Source organism: Micromonospora palythoicola (genome assembly GCF_036689795.1).
GTDB lineage: Bacteria > Actinomycetota > Actinomycetes > Mycobacteriales > Micromonosporaceae > Micromonospora > Micromonospora palythoicola.
This window is the reverse complement of the sequence record NZ_JBAGKI010000006.1, coordinates 127,017-145,541: the sequence shown is the minus strand read 5'-3', so window position 1 is coordinate 145,541 and position 18,525 is coordinate 127,017. Positions and strand designations below refer to the sequence as shown.

Genomic DNA, 18,525 nt, shown 5'->3' with positions numbered 1-18,525 from the left:
GCCGCCTTGCCGCCTGAGCGCTTGACCTCGTTGTGGGGGAGCGGCTCCTCTGTGGCCATCCGGTGATGGTATGGCGAGCGCTCAGTCTGGTACAGAGCAGTTGAGTTCGACAGCAGCAGTGAGGAGAGTCGCCAGTCGTCGGCTGCGGATAGTCACCCGAGGTCGTGCACGCGAACGCCCCCGCCGGACGACGCGCCCAGATCATTCCAAGCGAGGGGCCAAAATGCCCCTGGCCTCAGGCCGTCGCCAGGCCGTAGAACGTCAACCAGTAGTTGACCAACGATGACACTCGATGCCGAGTGTTTGTGCAGCCCAGGCGAGTGATGGGCGACCGATGTCCGGTTCGCCTGGCACCCGGTTCCAGTTCAAGGCCAAGTAACGTCCGGCAGTCTGCATGTCGGGTGCCGGACAAATGACAGTTACCGAGGGCATGCGATCAACTACCTTCGATCACCATGAAAGGTCTGGGGCAGTATTGGGGCTATCTAGCGTTCGTCATCCTCGTCACGGCTTGGTGGACTCGCTCCGTGGGGCCTGTAGCGCTGTTCGTACTGTCGATACTGGTGACTGGCTTCTTCCTGTTCCAAGCTCCCGTGTGGTGCTGTGCCGTCAACCGGGACGGAACCCTATGCCGGAACAACTCAGCCGGCCTCCTGCTTGGGTGCAGCAAGCGGCAGCACAAGTGGCAGAAGCTCAGGATGACCATCGTTCCGCACGCCTGGCGTCAAATGAACCGTGGGCTCTGGGCGTCACCCAGGGAGGGACTGACGACCCTAGGCGCGATCGTGGGCATACTCTCGACGATCGCGGCAACGACGATCAGCATTGCCGGGCAGTTCGCTGGCACAGCCTGACAGACTCTGTCCCTGGCGAGGCGACATCGGCCGGTCTGGTCATGGCGGCGATGGCGGAAGGTCTGCCGCTGCGGCAGCGAGTTGCCCTGCCGCGCCAGGCATCGGATTCCGATCAGCCGATGCCACTGGCCGTCAGCAGACGGCCAGCGATCTGCACAGTCGTCGGAGCAACCGGCAGGGCGGGAGACGCCGCGATGACGACTCACCTCCCGATCACGCCGGGTTGGACGTGCGGCGGCTGCGGTGCCGACTGGCCCTGCCAGACTCGGCGGCGGGAGCTGCGAGCGGAGTACGACAGCGCGCCCGTGTCGCTAGCCCTCTACCTGGCCGCCCAGCTCGTCGACGCCGCCCAGGACCTAACCCACGTCCCCGCCGGCCACCTGCACCACCGATTCCTCGGCTGGACCCGATGAGCATCCTTCGGCCCGGCGACGAGAAGTTCCACTACAGCGATGGCTCGCACAGGTGGGTTCCGCCCGGCCCTGACTACGACCAGGAAGTCTGGGACGAGCAGGTCCGCCAGCACAAGCTAGGCCACCTCCGGAACGAGCAGCCCAAGGTGCGTATCCAGCGTCTCGTCTGAAGCCAGCAGTACAGCAGCGAAGTACAGCAACCGTGCCAGCCGAACCGGACCGAGATGCGCGCCAGAAGGCCGGATGACCTCGCACCGGACCTGATCCGGCCGACTCGCCGGCAATCCATAGGTTCAGGGTTCGAGTCCCTGGCGGCCCACCACCAACCGCCGATGAGCTGCGGTAACGCCGAAAGAAGATCATCGGGCACAACGAGGGCACAACTCAGCTCCGATCTTGGTCGGTGGGAGCTTCCGGTCGCTCGCTGCCTGCCTGTCGCAGGAGCCCACCGACCAGGCCGCGCGGCCGATCCTTCTTCGGCAGCCAGTGGACATAGGTTTCCAGCGTGATCCGCAGGTTCGCGTGCCGCAGCGCCTTCTGCACCTCCTGGGGCTCGACGCCGTTACTCATGAGGGTGGTGGCGAAGAAGTGGCGCAGGGAGTGGAAGGTGCCTTCCTTCGGCCAGCCAGCGGCCTCCCGCCAGTCCGCCCACAACTCCGACCAGTAGGTGTCGGTCAACAGCTTTCCCCGCGACGAGGTGAACAGGACCGCCACCCGACGGGTCAGCCGCTCCCCCGAAGTGATGTCGGGTAGCTCGAACTCGACAGGACCGACGTTGGCCACGTGCGCGGTCAGTTCCTCCGCGACCACCGCGTCCAGGTCCACGGTGCCGACCGAACCGCTCTTCGGTGTCGAGAGGTAGAAGCCGCCGTAGTGCGTTGGCGAGTGCCGCAACTGCTGGACGACGTGCAGCTCGCCCCGGTCGTAGTCCGCGCAGCGGGGACCGTCTTCCAGGCCCAAGACCTCGCCGAGGCGAAGTCCCTCGCCTGCTCCCAGCCAGATGGCGGCCCGGAAGCAACGCGGCACCACATCGACAAGCTTGAGCACCTGGTCGCTGGTGGGAACCCATTTCGGGGCACGCGAGAGTCCACGCAGGATCTGCGCGAGCTTCACACTGTTGCAGGGGTTGTCGGGAATCACCTTGTCGATGACGGCGGCGTTCATGATGGTCTTGAACAGCCCGAAGTACAGGCTGACCGACGATTTCTGGGTGCCTTCGTCGAGCAGTCGGCCAAGCCAGGACAGCACATCGGTGAGGTTGATGGAACGGATGGCCTTCTCACCGAAGACGGGTAGCAGGTGCTTTCGCAGGTTCTGCGGGATGCGGCGTCGCGTCTCCGTCGCCCAACCCGATTCGCGCGATTCCCGCCACCGCTGCGCGTACTCGGCGAAGGTTAGCCGGGCTTCCTCCCGTTTCACCTGCACCTGCGGTGCCACACCCGAGCGGCACGCCAAGTCGAAGACTTCCGCGTCGCGCTTGAGATCGAACAGCTTTTCGCGGTCGTCGTTATCGGCGTCAACGTAGCGAACCCGCCAGCGCTTCCCCCGGCCGTGCCGCTTCGAGGGAAGCGGCTTCTTCGTGGCGGGGTCACGCTTCTTGAGGAACCACAGGTCATCGATCGGCATGTCAGGCCGCCTGGTCTTCCAGCCACGCCCGGACCTCAGCCGGGTTGTAGCGGAGGTGCCGGCCGACCTTGAAGGCGCGCGGCCCGGTTCGACGGTGCCGCCACTGGTAGAGCGTGCCGACGGGAACACGGAGAAACGCGGCCGTCTCGTTGATCGACCACAGTTCCGGCGGAGAGGCCGGGACGACTGGAGCCAAGGATTCTCTCCTCTGTTGCAGATGGTGTGATTGCGGATTTCGTCGGCCAGCGCCGGTTCGCGTGTAGCTCATGGCTTGGGGGCCTCCTAGGTCATGCGGCGGGCGTGAGGGCGGGTTGAGGGGTGCCGAGTTCGTGGGCGAGTTCTTCGCGGCCGGCGCTTTGTCGTTCGCGGGCCATGGCGGCGGCGGTGGCGGCGAGGAGGGCGTCTCCGGTGGTGTGCCAGCCGACGCCGGCGAAGGTGAGGGTGCCGACGATCAGGGTCGTGTCGTCGTCGAGGTCGACGACGCGGAGCGCGCCGGGGTGCTCGTCGGCCTGGTCGTGGTGTTCGTGCCGCCGGTAGCTGACGCGGGTGTCGCGTAGGAGTTGGAAGGTGACCGAGTAGCGGCGGCCCTTGGTGAGGAAGTGGCCGCCGAAGCCGAGCATGTGCGCCCAGCGGCGCAGCCGGGCGTAGGGGTTGCCGGTGGCGGGTTTCGCCGGTTCGGTGTCAAGGGCGGCTTGACGGTGGGCGACGCAGGTGGGGCAGGCGGCGTAGCGGGTGTGGGTGCCGCAGTCGGGACACTCCCAGCGCTGGATGAAGCCGGGCCGGGGTCGAGGTTCCCGGGGCCGCTCGGACAATGGCACGGGTGTGCCGGTGGGTCGGCCGATGCGCCAGCAGGCGTCGATGAGGCGGGCGGTGTGGTCGCCCTCAGGGTCGGCGTAGTCCCCGATGCTGTCGGCGGTCAGGCGGGTGGAGGTGTGCCCGGTGGCCTCGGTGCTCTTGGTGGCGTACTTGGCAAGGTAACCGGCGACCATGCCGTCGGTGACCTCACCAGCGCCGTCGGCGGTGATTGGCCGTACGTCGACCTGCTCGCCCCATGCGATCGGCCAGCCGTCGGGCCGGTCTGGGTGGGCAGGGGTGTGGAAGGCGATCTGCTCGGCGGCGTGGTGGAGTGCGTCGACCAGGTCGCCGACACCGAAGCCTGCCGGGGGTGGGATGACGGCGTCGGGGTTGTCGGGGTGGACGCCGTCGAGGCGAGCGATGGCGTGGAAGTGCACCGCTCCCCGTGCCTGCAACTCCGCCACCTTGCCCGGCGAGAGCCGGACGGGTGGGACTTTGCGGATGTTGCCGGAGGCGTTGACGACCTCGACGCGGGGGACGCCGCGGCGTCGGGCGAGTTTGGCGAGCCAGCGTTCCGCGGCTTGTTTGGTGCGGTGCCACAGCTCGCCGGAGAACAGGTTCCACACGACCTGGTGGTCGTGGTCGTAGCAGTCCAGGCACAGCGGCCGACCAAGCACCGCGTCACCGGGTTCATGTCGAGCCCAGCAGACGGCGGGGTGGCCGTGCTCGCACAGGCCGACATCCCGACGGGCGTGGCAGGGTTCGGCGCGGCAGTCACAGCGACGCCGGTTGCCGCAGGTGTGCTTGCGGGTCACGCGGGTGTGGACGCTGCCGAACGATGGTGCGGTGAAGGTGGCGAAGACCGCCGGATGCCCGGCGACGGTCTCCGGGACGCCCTTGCCGCCGATCAGGCCGGCGCGCAGGAGTTGGAAGGCGTCGCGTTGGTAGGTGTGCGCGCAGGACGGGCAGACGGTGGCGCGTCGGTTGCCGCAGGCGGTGTAGATGGCGGCGTCGGGCATGGCGTCGGTGTGTCGCTGCTCCAGCACCCGGCCGGTGGATTGCTCGACGGTGAGGAGTTGGCCGGCGAGGCGGATGGGGCGGGTGCAGCCGGCGGCGGCGCGGACGTGGTCCAGCCAGCCGAAGTAGTCCGGGCGGGTGGCGCGCAGGAGGGCGGAGCCGGTGGCGGTGTAGTCGTACACGGGTGCGGTGGTGTCGGCGTTCGAGCCCACACCCCGGGCCGAAGCGCGGGGTGTGAGGTCCAGCGTCGACGCCATCAAGCCGCAACCCCGAGGGTGTGGGGGCGGGTGGTGATGGTGCGTTCGCGCACGATGGTCCGGCAGGCGCCGCACTGGCGCTTGGCCGGCTCATGCCGGTGACAGGGAATCTGGGTGGTCACGTTGCCGCAGCGGATGGTGACCGGAGTGCGGCAGGGACCGCCGGGGATGACGTCGATGACGGTGCGCCGGGTGTCGAACGGGTGCGGTTCCGGGTCGGCGGGGCAGGTGTGGGTGATGTGCTCGACGTCGACGAGAACGATGGTCATCGCCCACCGCCGTTGAGAGTGGCGAGCAGGTGGCCGGCGCTGGTGGGGGTGATGTCGAGTCGGTCGGCCAGCTCGTCGGCGGTGATGGGTCGTCCGGTGGCCTGTTCGTGCTGCACGGCCGAGAACCGGGCCATAGGTACCAGGTGGGTGGGGACGTCGACCGGCGTGGCGGCCGGCACGGTGACAGGCTCCGGCTCGATAGCCGGTGCAGGTGTCGGCTCGACGGTCGAGGTGTGGTCGGGTGCGGTGATTGCGGCCGGTGGTACCGGTTCAGTCACGGCCTGCTCGGCGGCGGGGACCCGGATCGGTTCGGGTGTGGGTGTCGGTGGTGGGTTGTCGTTGTTGACGGGGGTGAGGACGAGTTTGACCAGGGCCATGAAGGCGAGGGCGGGTACGGCGGAGAGGAACCAGCCGGTGGGGCCGACTTTGCCGACGGCGACGCCGAGTTGTGCGGCGAGGGAGAAGCCGGCGAAGGCCACCAGGAGGACGAGGGGGTAGCCGATGGGGCCGCCGTGGCGCTTGCGGCGGCGGATGATGAGTAGGCAGGCGACGGGGACGAGTTCGGAGATGACGGCGTTGGCCCAGCCGAACCAGCCGGGGGTGTTGTCGGGGCTGTTGGCCATGGTCCAGTCGTGGACGTGGGTGAAGGAGGCGGCTCCGGCGGCGAGGCCGACGAAGATGACGATGAGGACCAGGACGACGCCCTCCAGACGTGCCGGCCACGAGGCGGGCGGGTTAGTGGTCGCCATGAGGGATCACCTCCGGGAGACGGTCGGTGGGGATGAGGTCGACCACGCCGGAGCAGCGGGCGCACATGATCGGCACCAGGCCGAGCGCGGCGAGTTGCTGGCGGAAGCAGGGCAGGCAGGTGAAGTCGGCCGGGAACAGTCCTTCGCCTTCGCAGAGCAGGCAGCGGCCGAAGCAGGCCGGGCAGGGCACGAAGACGGGGCCGAGGATGTCGTGAACACCGGCGGGGGTGTTCTGCTCGATGCACAGCGGGCAGAAGTCGTCGAAAAAGATCATGGGGTGCTCCCTTCGTGGCAGTCGAGGCAGCAGCCGTATCGGCGGGGGATGTAGTAGGGCTTGACCTGGGCGCAGTAGCGGCAGGTGCGCCGGGCGCGTAGGGCCTTGGCGATGGCCTCCCGCTGTGCGGGGGTGGCGGTGCGTTTGGGCTTGGCCCAATCGAGGCGGTACAGGTAGGCGACCCGCTTGCCGCGTCGCCAGAGGATCTGCGCGACCGGGTCGTTGCCGCCGGGGCGTAGTCCTGCGGCGCGCAGTTGCCGCAGGGTGGCTAGGCCAGCCGGGGCCATGCGGTAGGGGAAGGTGGGGAACCCGTGGCGGGTGCCGAGCGGGTCGTAGAAGCGGACCCGTAGCCCGATGTGGTCAGCGAAGTCGGTCACGACTGGTCACCGCCCCAGCGCTGTTGGGCGGCCTGTCGGGAGATGCCGAGTCGGGAGCCGATCTCGGCCCACGAGTAGCCGAAGGCCCGAAGGCCGATCACGGCGTCGGTGATGGCCTGGTCGATGACCGCCGACAGAGCGGTCAGGTCGCGGAGGGCTTCGACGTCTCCGGTGGCGACGCGGCGACCGTGGGCGCGGATGATGCGCCGAGCGAACGCGGCGAACTCGTCGTTCTCGACGACATCCCGCCGCTTCTGCACCGGCAGGCGGGGTGTCAAGGGCTTCTTGACGGTGTTCATCGGTTCTCACCTCCGGTGGTGTGGAGGCGGTCCCACTCGTCGGCGGCGGTTTCTAGGGCGGTGATGACCTGCTCGGCGGTCCGGGTCGGGTCGTCGTTCCACGAGTAGGGGGAGGTGTGTTCGTCGATGACGAAGCCGTCGTCGTCGACGAGGAACAGCGGGTAGGTGGTGTCGAGGTAGTCGACGAACGCGGCGAGCGTGGCGAGGTAGTCGCCCAGGGCGTCCGGGGCGAGCTGGGAGAAGTGCTCCACGGTGTGGCCGGTGGTGGCGATGCCGATGGCCCCGGCGGCGCAGGCCGGCGGGGTGGGGGTGTCGGTGGTGGGGTGGTAGTAGGTGCCCTGGTGCCAGCCGTGCCGGCGTAGGTAGAGGGCGGCCATCCGCAGCAGGTCAGCGGGTGTGACCTGGACTGCGGTGGGTGGGTTTTGGGTAGCCTTCATGGCAGCCACGTCCTTTCGGGGCTGTTGGTGGAGGTCGGCAGGACCGGTGTGCTTGCGAGGCCGATTCCGGTCCTGTCGACTGCTATCGGTTGCGGAGCCGCAGGTAGCGGCGGTGTCGGGTGTCGTCGCCGCCCATCAGGTGTGGGGCGGAGACGTAGACGAGCCGGCCCGTGGCACTGGCGGCCTGGATCATCACGGCCAGGTCTTCCGGATTGCCGACGACCCAGATCTCCGTGTACTGGTTCGCGCGCTGGTTGCTGGCCTTCGTGTAGGCGCGTTCGCGGGTGGTCATGCCGCCATCCCCCAATCAGCGGGAGAGCCGGCAGGGGCGCTGATGGTGGCGGGTCGGCGGATCCAGGCGGCGTAGTCGGCGATGCCGGCGATCTGCGCGTCGGTGAGGTAGGCGACCTTGATCCGACGCGGAACACCGCCTTCGGCGATGAGGTAGGCCGCTCCCTGGTTGGTGGGGGCGATGTCGGTGGCGGAGTAGCCCTGCTCGGCCCACCCGTGGCCGAGGACGATGTTGGAGGAGTTGGGGGTGGTGCAGCGGAACGCGGCCCGGTAGCCGAACAGGTCCCGCAGCGAGGTGGGGATGATGTCGAACGACGGCCGCTGCGTCGCGGCCACCACCGGAATACCGGCGGCACGGCCCCGGGCGACCAGGTCACGCAGGAGAGCGACGAACTCTTCCTGTTCCTGCTTGCTGCCGACGGTGGCGGAGTAGAAGGCGATTTCGTCGACCAGGACCGTAATCACGGACAGGCGGTCGGCGGCGGTGAGCTTGCGCCGGTTGTGGGCGCGCAGCCAGGCGTAGCGGTTGTTCATCACCAGCTGGAGGCGTCGCAGGACGTCGAGGGCTGCGGGCATGTCGGGGCCGATGAACGCGTCGGCGGAGTCTTCCCACTGCCCCAGCTCGACGAGCTTGCCGTCCAGCAGCACGAGGCGGGAGTCGACGGACAGGGCGGCGTGCGCGGCGATGGCGTTGAGCAGGCCGGACTTACCTCCGCCGGGTTCACCACCGGCGAGGAGGTTGCGGTAGGCGAGGGTGATGTAGACGGGCTGGCCGAACTCGTCGATGCCGATGAAGATCGGGTCGAACATCGACAGGCCGGGCCCCACCGGAACCCCCGCAGCAGACGGGGAGGCGGTAGCGGTAGCCATGGGTGCCCTCCTTCGGGCGTTGGTGGGCGCGAGAAGCCACACGAGCGAGCCCGCAGGGCTCCTCGCGTCCCGGTGTGGGTAGGGGTTAGATCCAGTCGGAGACGTCGTCGTCGGCATCCGCCGACGTGGCCGCAGGCTTGGTGCCGTTGGCCGTCGTGGCGGCCGGCTTGGCCGGCTTCCGATCACCCGTGCCCTGTTTGGGGAGGGTGATGGTGGGTGCCTGCACGTCGGGCAGGTCCAGAGCGGTCGGCACCACCGGGGGTGCCTGCTCCACGAGGGTGGGGGTGTCCGGGTCGATCACGTCGACCAGCGGCGAACCGACGTTCGCCGTGAGGACTTCGCGGCGTTTGATGTCGAACCGCACGTAGGCGGAGTTGCCGTCCGAGGCCCGTTCGATGAGCACGGTGGAGGCGTGGCAGGTCACGGCGATCTTGTCCAACCGGCCTTCCAGATCCTTGACCGACAGCCCAGGTCGCAGGTAGACCCAGACTCGTTCACCGACCGGGGTCGGGACGGCCCACAGGATCAGCGGCAGCGAACCGGACTGGTTGGCGATGATGAACTGCGCGAAGCACACCCGCAGTCGATGCCGAACGATCAGGCACCATCCCCACGCCACCAGCCGGCGGCGGACCGGAGTCACGCCAGCCGGGACACCGACGACCAGGGCGACGACGAGCAGGGTCACCAGGGTCGGAGTGTTCGCGGCGAGTTGGACCCAGCCGGTCAGGAGCAGGCCGGCGAGGATGATTTCCGGGGTCCACCACCACAGCAGCCGGATCACCGGCCAGATACGGACCAGCACCCACACGATCCCACCCAGGGGAACACCGACGAACACGCCGACGAACAGGGCCAGGATCGGGTGCATGTAGGAGGCGGCGACCACGGCCGCCAAGATGCCGGCGATGACCGCCGTCAACACGAACGCCATCCGGGCGTTCCGAGCCCAGGACCGGTGAACACGGGCCTCAATGACCGTCACCGTTCCGGATGACTTTCCGCCGAACGGACGGCGGGCGCTAGACTTGGACACGACGAGTCCTCCCTTGCACGAGGGACGGATGAGTTGGAGGGCACGGGGTCGGCAGGTTTGGACGCCAGTACCGACCCCGCGCCAGCTCTTGCGGGGGTGTGACCACCGGTCGTAGTCACCAGGCCGAGAACGTTGGACGCCAGAGCCGCTCTCGGACTGTATTTCACCTGTTGTGGATCAGCGGACCTCAGGCCGCTTGAAGGTCAGACACCGCGAGACGTCACACAGCACGCTGTGCGAAGGACTTACTTGGCCGCCGAACCAGCCTTCGGCTTCAGCGAGATCGCACGGAACGCGACGCCGTTACGCCCGTTGGTCGCCCACGGGATGGCCTCCAACTGCTCGACCTCGATGAGCTGCCCCACCATCACACCCGGCTTCTCACCCGCCGTGGTGATGGTGATGACCTCACCGCCGTTCTCGTCGAGAACGAAGACCTGGGTCGACCACATGAGCCGGCCCGTTCCCTTCTCCGACCGCTGATTGCCGTTCTGGTCGTTCTTCGGCTCCGGGTCCCTCGACACCGTCACCTGCTTCGCCTTGGTGTCCACGTACAGCTTCACTTACATACCTCCTGTGTCTCGGGCCAATTGTTGAGCTTGTCCCCGGTGGACTCTTGCTCGTGGCCTCTCTGGGAAAGAGAGTCCTCTATTCCGGGAGACGACCCATCCGATGGACTGGACGACTAAAGGACGTCTTGGATAGCATGAATGCGTCCCTAGTTGTCCCTTGAGGAGGGTCCGATGGCGAACGAACGGCTGCGCGATGCCATCCTGCGAAACGGGCTCACCCCGGTCGCGGTGGCCGAGCGGATCGGCGTCGACCCAAAGACGGTGGAGCGGTGGATCACGCAGGACCGCACGCCGTACCCTCGCCACCAGCACGCCATCGCGGCGATAGTGCGACAAGACGTGCCCTACCTGTGGCCGAAGGCAGTGACCCCGGAGAAGGCGTCGAGAATCGGCCAGAGCGAGATGATTCAGCTCTACTCCCGGCGTTCATCGGTGCCGTACGACCTGTGGCATCAACTGATCGAACGGGCCGAGCAGCGGATCGACGTCCTGGCCTACGCCGGCCTATTCCTCGTCGAGCAGGATCCACGACTCATCGACACATTGCACCAGAAGGCAATTGACGGAGTCGCCGTTACGGTTCTGCTCGGTGACCCCACCAGCGCTGCCATCGAGCGGAAGAGCGTCGAGGAGGGTGCGCCCGGTGTCATGTCGGCGAAGATCCGCCAGGTCCAGCAGTACTACGGCCGGCTCGATGGCATTCCGGGAGTCAAGGTGCGCTATCACGACACGACGCTGTACAACTCGATCTATCGGTTCGATGACGAAATGCTGGTGAACATGCATGTACTCGGGTTCCCGGCGCCACACGCCCCCGTGATGCACCTGCGCAAGCTCAACGGCGGCGATCTGTTCCGCACCTACTCCGACAGCTTCGACAGGGTTCTGGCCGCCTCGAAGTCGCAACCGGGCGACAAGGTGGCAACCTAGATCCATGGCGAGGACCGAGCACTACCACGACCCGAACGCGCCGAAGGCCAACAGCATCGTGGTGGCCGTCTCCGTCTTCGTCCGAGACGAGCAAGGACGGGTGCTGCTCATCCAGCGCACCGACAACGGCCTGTGGTCCCTGCCCGGCGGTGGCCAGGAGATTGGCGAGTCGGTCGCAGAGACAGCGGTCCGAGAGACCCACGAGGAGACTGGCATCAGGGTGGAAGTGACTGGCATCGTCGGCGTCTACTCCGACCCCGGGCATGTTGTCGCGTACTCCGATGGCGAGGTACGGCAGCAGTTCTCGCTCTGCTTTCGCGCCGTACCCGTCAGCGGCACCCCGAGCCCGAGCGACGAGTCACGCGAAGTCCGGTGGGTTGCCCGCGACGAGCTGCCCGCGTACGACATCCACCCGTCAACCCTGCTCCGCATCACCCACGGCTACGAGAACGAGGCGCAGCCCTATATCGGCTGACGCTGAGCGTTGCCAGCGAACCGGCGCTGAGTCCGCTGCACAGCGGCGACCATCTCCGGCTCTGCCCGACGGATGAACCGGGTCACCAGGTGCTCCGGCCCGTACCGCGACCGGATCTCCGCCAGCCGTTCCAGAACCTCGAAGTCCTGCCCGTCCGGGCCGGTCGTCATGTCCGAGAAGCAGAGAGCATCGGTCACCGCGGTTTCCTCCCGAGGGAACTCGGCGGCCAGGACCTCGGCGAGCCCTCGTTCCTCTGCTTCCAGCCAGGCACAGGAGTGGTGAGCCACCAAAGCGGCGATTCGCTCGTCGTACCTCTCACGCCGTAGCCAACGGCCACCGTCGAGGGAGTGGAAGCCGGTGTCGACCAGGTCCGGGCTGTAACCCACGTCGTGTAACCACGCCGACGCCACCAGCACATCACGATCCTCGACCGGTACCGCCGCGCTGATCCGGTCCGCTTTGGCAGCGACGGCCTGGACGTGACTCCAACGGCGGGGCAACGGCGTCTCCAACAGCTGTCGCGCGACTTCCCGAGCGGCATCGACGAGGGCGGCCATGCCGCCCAGGGTACGGAGCGCACTCGGTCCGCACCATCCCGTGTCCGCTGGCCGACGACACGAGGCCGGCCGGCTGCCGGCGAAGTGGTTCAAAGTTTCTGTACGTCTTCAAGGCGGCCCTAAACGGGCCGCACGCGCCGCCGATTGGGCGCCGCGCTGCGCAGCGGGCAAGCCCAAAGCTGCGCAGCACGCCCAGTGCCCATCGGCTGGCGCGGAGAGCGGGAACCCCGGACCGCCGCAGACGGTAGCGGCAAGGGTGGTCGAGGTTCGTGGGCCGGCAGCCGGCCGGGACGCGGCGGCCGTCGCACCGCCGCGCCGTAGGTCGAGTCACCGCCGGCCGTGGTGGGGATGCGGCGCGGAGGATGCGGGGCCGCCCCTCCAGCCTCAAGGGTGCTTCGCATCGCTGCGCGACGGCCCTGCGGGCCGCCCTTGACCCCGGAGCCTCTGCGACCCCTCGGGCCGGCGTTGCCGGCAGGCGGGGGCCTGCCCGTGATGCTCGCGCCGCATCCCCACCACGGCCTCGTCGCGGCACCGCCTTTGTCCGGTGCGCGCCCCAAAGCATCCGTCAAGGTGGCCTTGACGCCACCGACAGTCACCGGGTCAGACTGCGGAAGCAGGGCCGGCTACGCCCACTCCTCACCGTTCGGCTCGTTCGGTGGCTCGGCGTAATCCTCATTGCGGGACGCCGGCTGAGGCGGTTTTGGCGCGGTGAGCTTGTGCAGCTTCAGTCGGGACGAGATCCCGCCAACGTTCCTGCCGAACTCGGAACAGAGTTCAGCCATAGAGGCACCCTCATGGAAACGGCGGATCAGGCGACGGTCGTCGTCGGCAGTCCACGGCTCAAAGGCGTTGGGGTAGTCCTTCCGGATCTCGTCGAGGTCAAGGCTGGCGTGCGGTGTAGCCAGTCCGAGCGTCACCGCAACACCGCCGACCGTGGTCGTGATCGCCTTCGTAACCGTGAGGAGATCGGCTCGCCGCAGAGTGCCAGTCATCAGGCCGACGGTCTGCCCCTGGTCGTCAATGGCATCAAAGCGCACGTGCACCGTCTCACCTGCTGCGGTGACTTGCAGGGTGCAGCGACAGCCGTTAATCCATATGTCACGGACGGTCTCAGTTCGGTCCGGAGGAACTTCCTGAACAGGAGCAACATCATGCCGCGTCCCTGGTGTCATCAGTCGTCTCCGCCAGCCCAGAGCGAGACGCCACAGTCGTGGTCCTCTTTGTGCCTCTGGTCGCACACGAGCCGCTGATGGCCGGTGACGACGCAACGCGGGATCGCGCACCGCTCACCGTGTGGCTCCCCGCGTCCGTGAGAGCAGTAGCGGCATCGACCGTGCTCGTCACGGTCACTTGTGACGCCATCGTCGACCAACCCGGACGCCTCCAGCGCGTGGTACATGCGAAGGAGCAAGTTCTCTCGGGAACCATGCCCGGCAATCGTTGGAGCCTCAGCGTAGGACGCGACTGCCAGTCGTTCGGCGATCACGTATCCGTTGGGGTGGGTCATACAACGATGCTAGGCGATGTCACCTAGTGCGTCATGATTGCAACTGTGGGTGCTGGCTCGTCGAGCCGCCAACGCGCTACAACCCATGGTGCTTCCGGAGCGCCTCGCCAGCTTTCCAGCGACGATGATGTGCTTGACGGCATCCATCCGAGCAGTAGAGCGCATCCCGTCGGCGCAACCGAAGCTTCGGCGACACTGGGCGCATCCAACCGCCGCAGTAGTCGCATCGCTCGCGGTTGCGATCGGAGATCCGCAGGCGATGCTGTGACCGTCGCCACGACGCAACCCGGCACTTAGGGGAACAGTACTGAGCATTCGGGCGCGCGTCGCTCGGTATCAGCTTGTAGCAGAAGCCGTTTGCGCAAAGTTGATCAGGACGCTGAGGCACCTCGGCAGGGTAGCAAATCATCACACCTCAGTGATACGGAACAGATTGACTTGCGACGATGAAATCTCATCGTTCGGGCTGGTCTACGCATGATCAGGAAGGCTGTGTATGGTTGACTACGCGCGTGCGTGCACGCGATCGCGAGGAGTAGACTCTTTCCTACGCTGGTCCCGCCGCTCGTCGAGTGGCTCCGAGATGGTGGGCCAGCTTTCGCGATCTTGCCGCACAGCCAACCCCCCATCCGGATAGCCGGATGCGGAGAGGGGGTGACTGGTGGACGAACTGTTCCGGCAGCTCGGCGAGACGATCCGGGAAGCCTCGGGTGACTGGGCCCGGATCGCTCGACTGAGTGTCCTGCTTGCGGTTGCAGCCGCTTGCTGGACCTGCTTTCACCTGCTGACCAGGTAAGGGTAGTAGTGAGGGTATGCGCCGCCCTGCGTCTTTGCCAAGGCGGCGCAGACCTTCCTTCCCTCTTCGAGGGAGAGTTCTTCCAGGGTGCGGCTGGAGCGTCGCCTACTTGTAGCCGGGAACTGCTGATGGTGCCCTCCGGCGTCGATACTGTCGACAGCAGCGCTGACAGCAACCGGCCGAGACGGGGGCGGCCTCGGGCAGCCAAGCGCGGACAGACCTCCGAGGTGACAGACATGGACAGACCCTGCCGGACGGAGCGCCCAGAACTTACAAGCGAGGGATCTCCCGCGATCCGTCGTCCGGAGGTCGGTGTTGCTGCGGACGTGAGCGCGAGAATGTCTCGGTGGTTCAGATCAGCACAGCCATCATCTCCGCGTCGGTCGCGCTAGTGGTCGCGTTTCTCACGCCGACGGTGACATCTCTCCGGGCTCGCCGTCAGGCGATCCATGACAAGTTCGACGCAGCGCTCGCAGCCCTGTTACTGGCGCAGGCAGCCCGCCACACGCCTACAGGGATGGCCAAGCAGCCGTCTGGCTGGACGCCTGATGAGCACCGTGAGCTGAATCTGCGGATGAGCGAGAAGGGCCTTGAGTTCTTTGTCGACTGCACAGCCCAGGCGAAGAGGGCGCTCGCAGGGGTCGACCAGTATGTACCCGAGATACGTGAGCACCTGACGAAGGCTTGGGAACTGGCTGAGGCAGATGAGCCGGCGCTCCGAGCTGCGATCGAGCGCCGACGAGCCGCAGCAGTCAAGGCTGAACGACTATTCCGTCAACGTCGCGCTTTGAGACGCTGACGGCGTCGCTGTCGACAGCAACGATGACAGTAACCGTCCTGGACCGGGGGACGGCCCGAGGCGGCGGGTCAATCCCTTCCGCCTAAGACCGCATCCCCCTGGCCGGGGATCTGCCGCTAAGGCCGGAAATTGGACGGCGAGCGATGGACTGGCGAGATCATCGGGCACAAGCCGGGCACAACTGACGCCGACAAGGGCTGTCAACCGCTATAAGGTAACGAGAGACCCGGCCCAGGTCAGGACGCCGATCCGCCCGATCTGAGATGATCCAGGGCCACCGAGAGGGGTTCAGGGTTCGAGTCCCTGGCGGCCCACCTCAGACGGATACCCAACGGAGGGGCCAGGGCGGCGAAGCCGCAGGCCACCTCGATATGTCGGGTGCTCGTTCATCACGGATCGACTACGCACCCCGGACAGCTCGCCGCCTCCGGCGCCGAGCGAGGAACGTGGCCAGAATTCTGACCAGTCGCTAGAATGGTTGCTATGGAGACCATTCCGATCACGGAAGCCAAGGCCCGGATCGCCGAGCTTGCCGACCGGGTCGCTCGGGAACACGACCACTTCACGATCACCAGGAACGGCCGCGCCGACGTGATGCTGATCTCGGTCGCCGAGTACGAGTCGATGCGGGAGACGCTCGACCTGCTCTCCGACGACGAGGCCCTCGCGGATCTGCGCCAGTCGCGGGAGGATTTCGCGGCCGGCGACACGTTCTCGATGGACGAGGTTCGCGCCGAGCTGGAACGGCGTCGCGGTAGGGCGGCCTGATGCCGTCGCAAGGCGGACGGCGGGACGACACGGGTGAGGCCAGCCCGTACACGGTGATGTTCTCGCGGCAGGCCCGCCGCAACCTGCACGAGGACCTGCCGCTGGAGGTCGCGGTCGCGGCGACGGAGACCATCCAGCATGCGATCGCGGTCAACCCCTATCGGGCGGGCAAACCACTCGACGAGCCCTTCGACGGCTTCCACTCCGCCCGTCGCGGCACGTACCGGGTCATCTACCGGATCAACGAGGCCAAGCGTGTCGTGGAGATCCACTCGATCCGCCACCGACGCGACGCCTACCGCTTCTAGGGCCAGGTCTGGAATCGCGCTTCATTGGGCTGGCCTGCCCGTTCGCAGCGGTAGTGGGCCACCGGCGATGATCACCGACTGGTTCGCATGGTGGTACCTCCGGCCCACTCTCCCGCAGCTCAGCTGCCCTTGGCCGGGCCGTTCTGGCCGCGATCTTGGCTCGTAGCGACACCCGTGGATCCATCGCTAGCTGAACCAGGAGCGAGACCCGCGCCGCCCGAGGTACAATTTTCTGTACCTAGCCGGAGGTGGTCATGCGGACTGTGAACTTCACCCAACTACGGCAGAACCTGGCCGCCGAACTCGACAGCGTCATCAACGACGCGGAGGAAGTGGTGGTGACCCGGTCGGGCCACGAACCGGTGGTCATCGTGCCGCTTGCGGAGTACGAGTCCATGAAGGAAACGGAGTACCTCCTCCGCAACCCGGCCAACGCCGCAGCCCTGCGCCGCTCGATCGCGGAGCTCGATGAGGGCGACACGGCCGAGCGGGACCTGGTCGACCCGGCCACCGTGCGGGACGTCGCGTGAGGCTGGTCTTCACCGCGACGGCCTGGAATCAGTATCTCAGCCACACCGGCCGAAAGCTGGTCAAGCGCATCAACGACCTGATCGCGGACGTGATGCGCAACGGATACGAGGGCATCGGCAAGCCGGAACCCCTGCGGGGAGAGCTGTCCGGCTTCTGGTCCCGCCGGATCGATCGCGAACACCGGCTGGTGTACCGGATCACCAAGGACGACGTCGAGATCATCGCCTGCCGTTACCACTACGGCGACTGGTAGCGGACCGGCCGGAAGCGGGAGCGTCGGCGGTCCCGGTCGAGTCCGGCATCGCCTCCGGCGGGGCGCTCGGGGGCTTCGGTGGCTAGGTGGACAACGGGGGGCAGTGCGGGTAGCCGGCGGCGGCTACTGTGCCCGCGATGGGAGCATCCTGCTTGGCCGCGTGCGTCAGTGGCCTCGGCTGCTCGGGCCCCGGGTCGCCGGACGCCGTCCGAGTCCGCGCCCTGGGAGAAGTCACCTACTCAGGTGGGATCCCGGCCGTCAGCCGGGGCGGATCAGCAGCAGGGCCACGGTGGCCAGGTAGATGATCGGGATGGCGGCGCCCTCGAAGCCGATGCCCCGGCGTTCCCTGATCAGCAGGCCGGCGGTCAGCGTGGCCGTCATCAGCGTGGTCATGCCGGTGAACAGCAGCCCCGACAGGTTCGCCTCGGAGTAGATCGACCCGGGTCGGTAGGCGGCGTCGGCGAGGAAGATCATCAGAGAGTCGAAGGCGTTGCCACCGAGGATGTTGCCGATGCCGAGGGTCAGCGCGCCGATGCGGACCGCCGCGATGAGGGTGATCAGCTCCGGCAGCGAGGTGATCGCCGTCGTGATGGTGAAACCGACGAAGCCGCTGGGCAGACCGGACGCGGCGACCACGCCGAGCCCGCCCTGTCCGATCAGGTAGCCGGTGGCGGCCACCACAGCCGCCAGGGCGGCCAGCCGGAACCACAGCCGACGCAGGCTCAGCCCGGAGGTCTCGGCCGCCGGCTCGTCCTGACGGGTCTCGGTGGTACGCCGGGCGAACCACATCGGTTCCCGGCGGAGCCGGCGCAGCAGCACCAGACCGTACAGGTAGATGACGGGGATCAGCAGGCTCGCCGGGTGCACCCAGAGCAGGGTGAGTTCAGGCGTGGCGTACGCCACCACGGGCAGGCAGAGCAGCGCCACCAGCACGACCGCCTGCAGGACGTTCTCCAGGGAGGCCGCCGCGTGCTCGATGTTCGAGCGGCGGTAGAGCAGGTCGGCGATGGCCAGCCACACCGTCTGCACCGCGATGCCACCGATCGGGTTGGCGAGGGCGAACTCGGCGTCCTGCCGAACCGATCCGATGACGGTGGTGGCGATGCCGGGCAGCGAGGTCACCGCGCCGAGCAGCAGGGCGCCGGCCACCGCCTCGCCCATCCCGGTCCGGTCCGCCAGTTCGTCGGCCGTGCGGACCAACGCCCGGCCGGCGGACAGGATCGCGGCGAGCGCGGCGGCCAGCGCGACCACGCTGGGCAGGAGCGGCCAGGTACCGGTGATCACGAGAGGCCGCCCGAGGGCCGGGAAGTAGCGCGCATGTTCCCCCCGTACCCAACTGGCGGGGTTTTGAGCGGCCCATCCGTCGGCGCACCGGCGACGGTGCGCGGGTCTGTCAGACTCGCTCGGCGTGAGGCATCAGCCGATTCTGGACAAGCTGGCCGCGCCGGTCCTCGTCCGGGCGCGG

The 18,525-nt window shown here is 67.5% G+C and carries 26 protein-coding genes; 10 read left to right on the top strand and 16 right to left on the bottom strand.

The window, feature by feature from the left end; genetic code table 11:
• Nucleotides 1–455: 455 nt before the first annotated feature.
• The 3 genes from V5O40_RS04835 to V5O40_RS04825 all read left to right on the top strand — a co-directional run bounded on the left by V5O40_RS04835 (nucleotide 456) and on the right by V5O40_RS04825 (nucleotide 1,437).
• Complete coding sequence (locus V5O40_RS04835) at nucleotides 456–854, top strand: hypothetical protein (protein WP_332904326.1); 399 nt, start codon at nucleotides 456–458, stop codon at nucleotides 852–854.
• Nucleotides 855–1,048: 194 nt separating this feature from the next.
• A complete protein-coding gene (locus V5O40_RS04830) occupies nucleotides 1,049–1,267 on the top strand; it encodes a flavin reductase (RefSeq protein WP_332904325.1) in 219 nt (72 codons plus the stop codon).
• Nucleotides 1,264–1,437, top strand: a complete 174-nt coding sequence (locus tag V5O40_RS04825) for a hypothetical protein (protein ID WP_332904324.1) — start codon at nucleotides 1,264–1,266, stop codon at nucleotides 1,435–1,437. Before V5O40_RS04830 ends, V5O40_RS04825 begins: the two co-directional genes overlap by 4 nt.
• Nucleotides 1,438–1,651: 214 nt before the next feature.
• Here V5O40_RS04825 and V5O40_RS04820 read toward each other — a convergent pair whose 3' ends face one another.
• From V5O40_RS04820 to V5O40_RS04760, 13 genes are all read right to left on the bottom strand, one after another.
• A complete protein-coding gene (locus V5O40_RS04820; RefSeq protein ID WP_332904323.1) occupies nucleotides 1,652–2,893 on the bottom strand; it encodes a tyrosine-type recombinase/integrase in 1,242 nt (413 codons plus the stop codon).
• A 1-nt stretch (nucleotide 2,894) separates the two neighbouring features.
• Entirely contained in the window at nucleotides 2,895–3,089 is a 195-nt protein-coding gene (locus V5O40_RS04815) for a helix-turn-helix transcriptional regulator (RefSeq protein WP_332904322.1), read from the bottom strand.
• Nucleotides 3,090–3,180: 91 nt separating this feature from the next.
• Nucleotides 3,181–4,962, bottom strand: coding sequence for a replication initiator (locus V5O40_RS04810; RefSeq protein ID WP_332904321.1), 1,782 nt, complete (start codon nucleotides 4,960–4,962; stop codon nucleotides 3,181–3,183).
• Entirely contained in the window at nucleotides 4,962–5,231 is a 270-nt protein-coding gene (locus V5O40_RS04805) for a hypothetical protein (RefSeq protein ID WP_332904320.1), read from the bottom strand. The genes V5O40_RS04810 and V5O40_RS04805 overlap by 1 nt, the downstream gene beginning before the upstream one ends.
• Complete coding sequence (locus V5O40_RS04800) at nucleotides 5,228–5,980, bottom strand: hypothetical protein (protein WP_332904319.1); 753 nt, start codon at nucleotides 5,978–5,980, stop codon at nucleotides 5,228–5,230. Before V5O40_RS04800 ends, V5O40_RS04805 begins: the two co-directional genes overlap by 4 nt.
• A complete protein-coding gene (locus tag V5O40_RS04795; RefSeq protein WP_332904318.1) occupies nucleotides 5,967–6,254 on the bottom strand; it encodes a hypothetical protein in 288 nt (95 codons plus the stop codon). Before V5O40_RS04795 ends, V5O40_RS04800 begins: the two co-directional genes overlap by 14 nt.
• Nucleotides 6,251–6,631: an RRQRL motif-containing zinc-binding protein gene (locus V5O40_RS04790; protein WP_332904317.1), complete on the bottom strand. Its 381-nt coding sequence runs from the start codon at nucleotides 6,629–6,631 to the stop codon at nucleotides 6,251–6,253. Before V5O40_RS04790 ends, V5O40_RS04795 begins: the two co-directional genes overlap by 4 nt.
• Entirely contained in the window at nucleotides 6,628–6,930 is a 303-nt protein-coding gene (locus V5O40_RS04785) for a hypothetical protein (RefSeq protein ID WP_332904316.1), read from the bottom strand. The genes V5O40_RS04790 and V5O40_RS04785 overlap by 4 nt, the downstream gene beginning before the upstream one ends.
• Nucleotides 6,927–7,367 carry a DUF6197 family protein gene (locus tag V5O40_RS04780; protein ID WP_332904315.1) on the bottom strand — a complete coding sequence of 147 codons (441 nt, stop codon included), beginning with the start codon at nucleotides 7,365–7,367 and terminating at the stop codon, nucleotides 6,927–6,929. Before V5O40_RS04780 ends, V5O40_RS04785 begins: the two co-directional genes overlap by 4 nt.
• 82 nt (nucleotides 7,368–7,449) lie before the next feature.
• Complete coding sequence (locus tag V5O40_RS04775; protein WP_282237285.1) at nucleotides 7,450–7,659, bottom strand: hypothetical protein; 210 nt, start codon at nucleotides 7,657–7,659, stop codon at nucleotides 7,450–7,452.
• Entirely contained in the window at nucleotides 7,656–8,528 is an 873-nt protein-coding gene (locus V5O40_RS04770; protein WP_332904314.1) for an FtsK/SpoIIIE domain-containing protein, read from the bottom strand. The genes V5O40_RS04775 and V5O40_RS04770 overlap by 4 nt, the downstream gene beginning before the upstream one ends.
• A gap of 85 nt (nucleotides 8,529–8,613) precedes the next feature.
• Complete coding sequence (locus V5O40_RS04765; protein WP_332904334.1) at nucleotides 8,614–9,513, bottom strand: hypothetical protein; 900 nt, start codon at nucleotides 9,511–9,513, stop codon at nucleotides 8,614–8,616.
• Between the two features lie 296 nt (nucleotides 9,514–9,809).
• Nucleotides 9,810–10,127 (bottom strand): hypothetical protein, encoded by a 318-nt coding sequence (locus V5O40_RS04760; protein WP_332904313.1) that lies wholly within the window; start codon nucleotides 10,125–10,127, stop codon nucleotides 9,810–9,812.
• Nucleotides 10,128–10,307: 180 nt separating this feature from the next.
• On the opposite strand from V5O40_RS04760, the gene V5O40_RS04755 reads away from it, so the two are divergent.
• Together V5O40_RS04755 and V5O40_RS04750 are read left to right on the top strand one after the other, a co-directional pair.
• Nucleotides 10,308–11,066 carry an XRE family transcriptional regulator gene (locus tag V5O40_RS04755; RefSeq protein WP_332904312.1) on the top strand — a complete coding sequence of 253 codons (759 nt, stop codon included), beginning with the start codon at nucleotides 10,308–10,310 and terminating at the stop codon, nucleotides 11,064–11,066.
• Between the two features lie 4 nt (nucleotides 11,067–11,070).
• A complete protein-coding gene (locus V5O40_RS04750; protein ID WP_332904311.1) occupies nucleotides 11,071–11,541 on the top strand; it encodes an NUDIX domain-containing protein in 471 nt (156 codons plus the stop codon).
• On the opposite strand, the gene V5O40_RS04745 is transcribed toward V5O40_RS04750, so the two are convergent.
• Entirely contained in the window at nucleotides 11,529–12,098 is a 570-nt protein-coding gene (locus V5O40_RS04745; RefSeq protein WP_332904310.1) for an HD domain-containing protein, read from the bottom strand. The genes V5O40_RS04750 and V5O40_RS04745 overlap by 13 nt on opposite strands.
• Before the next feature lie 623 nt (nucleotides 12,099–12,721).
• Complete coding sequence (locus V5O40_RS04740) at nucleotides 12,722–13,141, bottom strand: hypothetical protein (protein ID WP_281561754.1); 420 nt, start codon at nucleotides 13,139–13,141, stop codon at nucleotides 12,722–12,724.
• 1,606 nt (nucleotides 13,142–14,747) lie between these two features.
• Here V5O40_RS04740 and V5O40_RS04735 point away from each other — a divergent pair.
• From V5O40_RS04735 to V5O40_RS04715, 5 genes are all read left to right on the top strand, one after another.
• Nucleotides 14,748–15,200 (top strand): hypothetical protein, encoded by a 453-nt coding sequence (locus V5O40_RS04735; RefSeq protein ID WP_332904309.1) that lies wholly within the window; start codon nucleotides 14,748–14,750, stop codon nucleotides 15,198–15,200.
• A gap of 483 nt (nucleotides 15,201–15,683) precedes the next feature.
• Complete coding sequence (locus V5O40_RS04730) at nucleotides 15,684–15,968, top strand: type II toxin-antitoxin system Phd/YefM family antitoxin (protein WP_332904308.1); 285 nt, start codon at nucleotides 15,684–15,686, stop codon at nucleotides 15,966–15,968.
• On the top strand, nucleotides 15,968–16,276 hold the full coding sequence (locus V5O40_RS04725) for a type II toxin-antitoxin system RelE family toxin (protein WP_332904307.1): 309 nt from the start codon (nucleotides 15,968–15,970) through the stop codon (nucleotides 16,274–16,276). Before V5O40_RS04730 ends, V5O40_RS04725 begins: the two co-directional genes overlap by 1 nt.
• A 254-nt stretch (nucleotides 16,277–16,530) precedes the next feature.
• Nucleotides 16,531–16,806: a type II toxin-antitoxin system Phd/YefM family antitoxin gene (locus V5O40_RS04720; protein WP_210830292.1), complete on the top strand. Its 276-nt coding sequence runs from the start codon at nucleotides 16,531–16,533 to the stop codon at nucleotides 16,804–16,806.
• Nucleotides 16,803–17,060, top strand: coding sequence for a Txe/YoeB family addiction module toxin (locus V5O40_RS04715; RefSeq protein WP_332904306.1), 258 nt, complete (start codon nucleotides 16,803–16,805; stop codon nucleotides 17,058–17,060). Before V5O40_RS04720 ends, V5O40_RS04715 begins: the two co-directional genes overlap by 4 nt.
• 258 nt (nucleotides 17,061–17,318) lie before the next feature.
• Here V5O40_RS04715 and V5O40_RS04710 read toward each other — a convergent pair whose 3' ends face one another.
• Nucleotides 17,319–18,344: a sodium:calcium antiporter gene (locus V5O40_RS04710; protein WP_332904305.1), complete on the bottom strand. Its 1,026-nt coding sequence runs from the start codon at nucleotides 18,342–18,344 to the stop codon at nucleotides 17,319–17,321.
• Nucleotides 18,345–18,525: the final 181 nt, after the last annotated feature.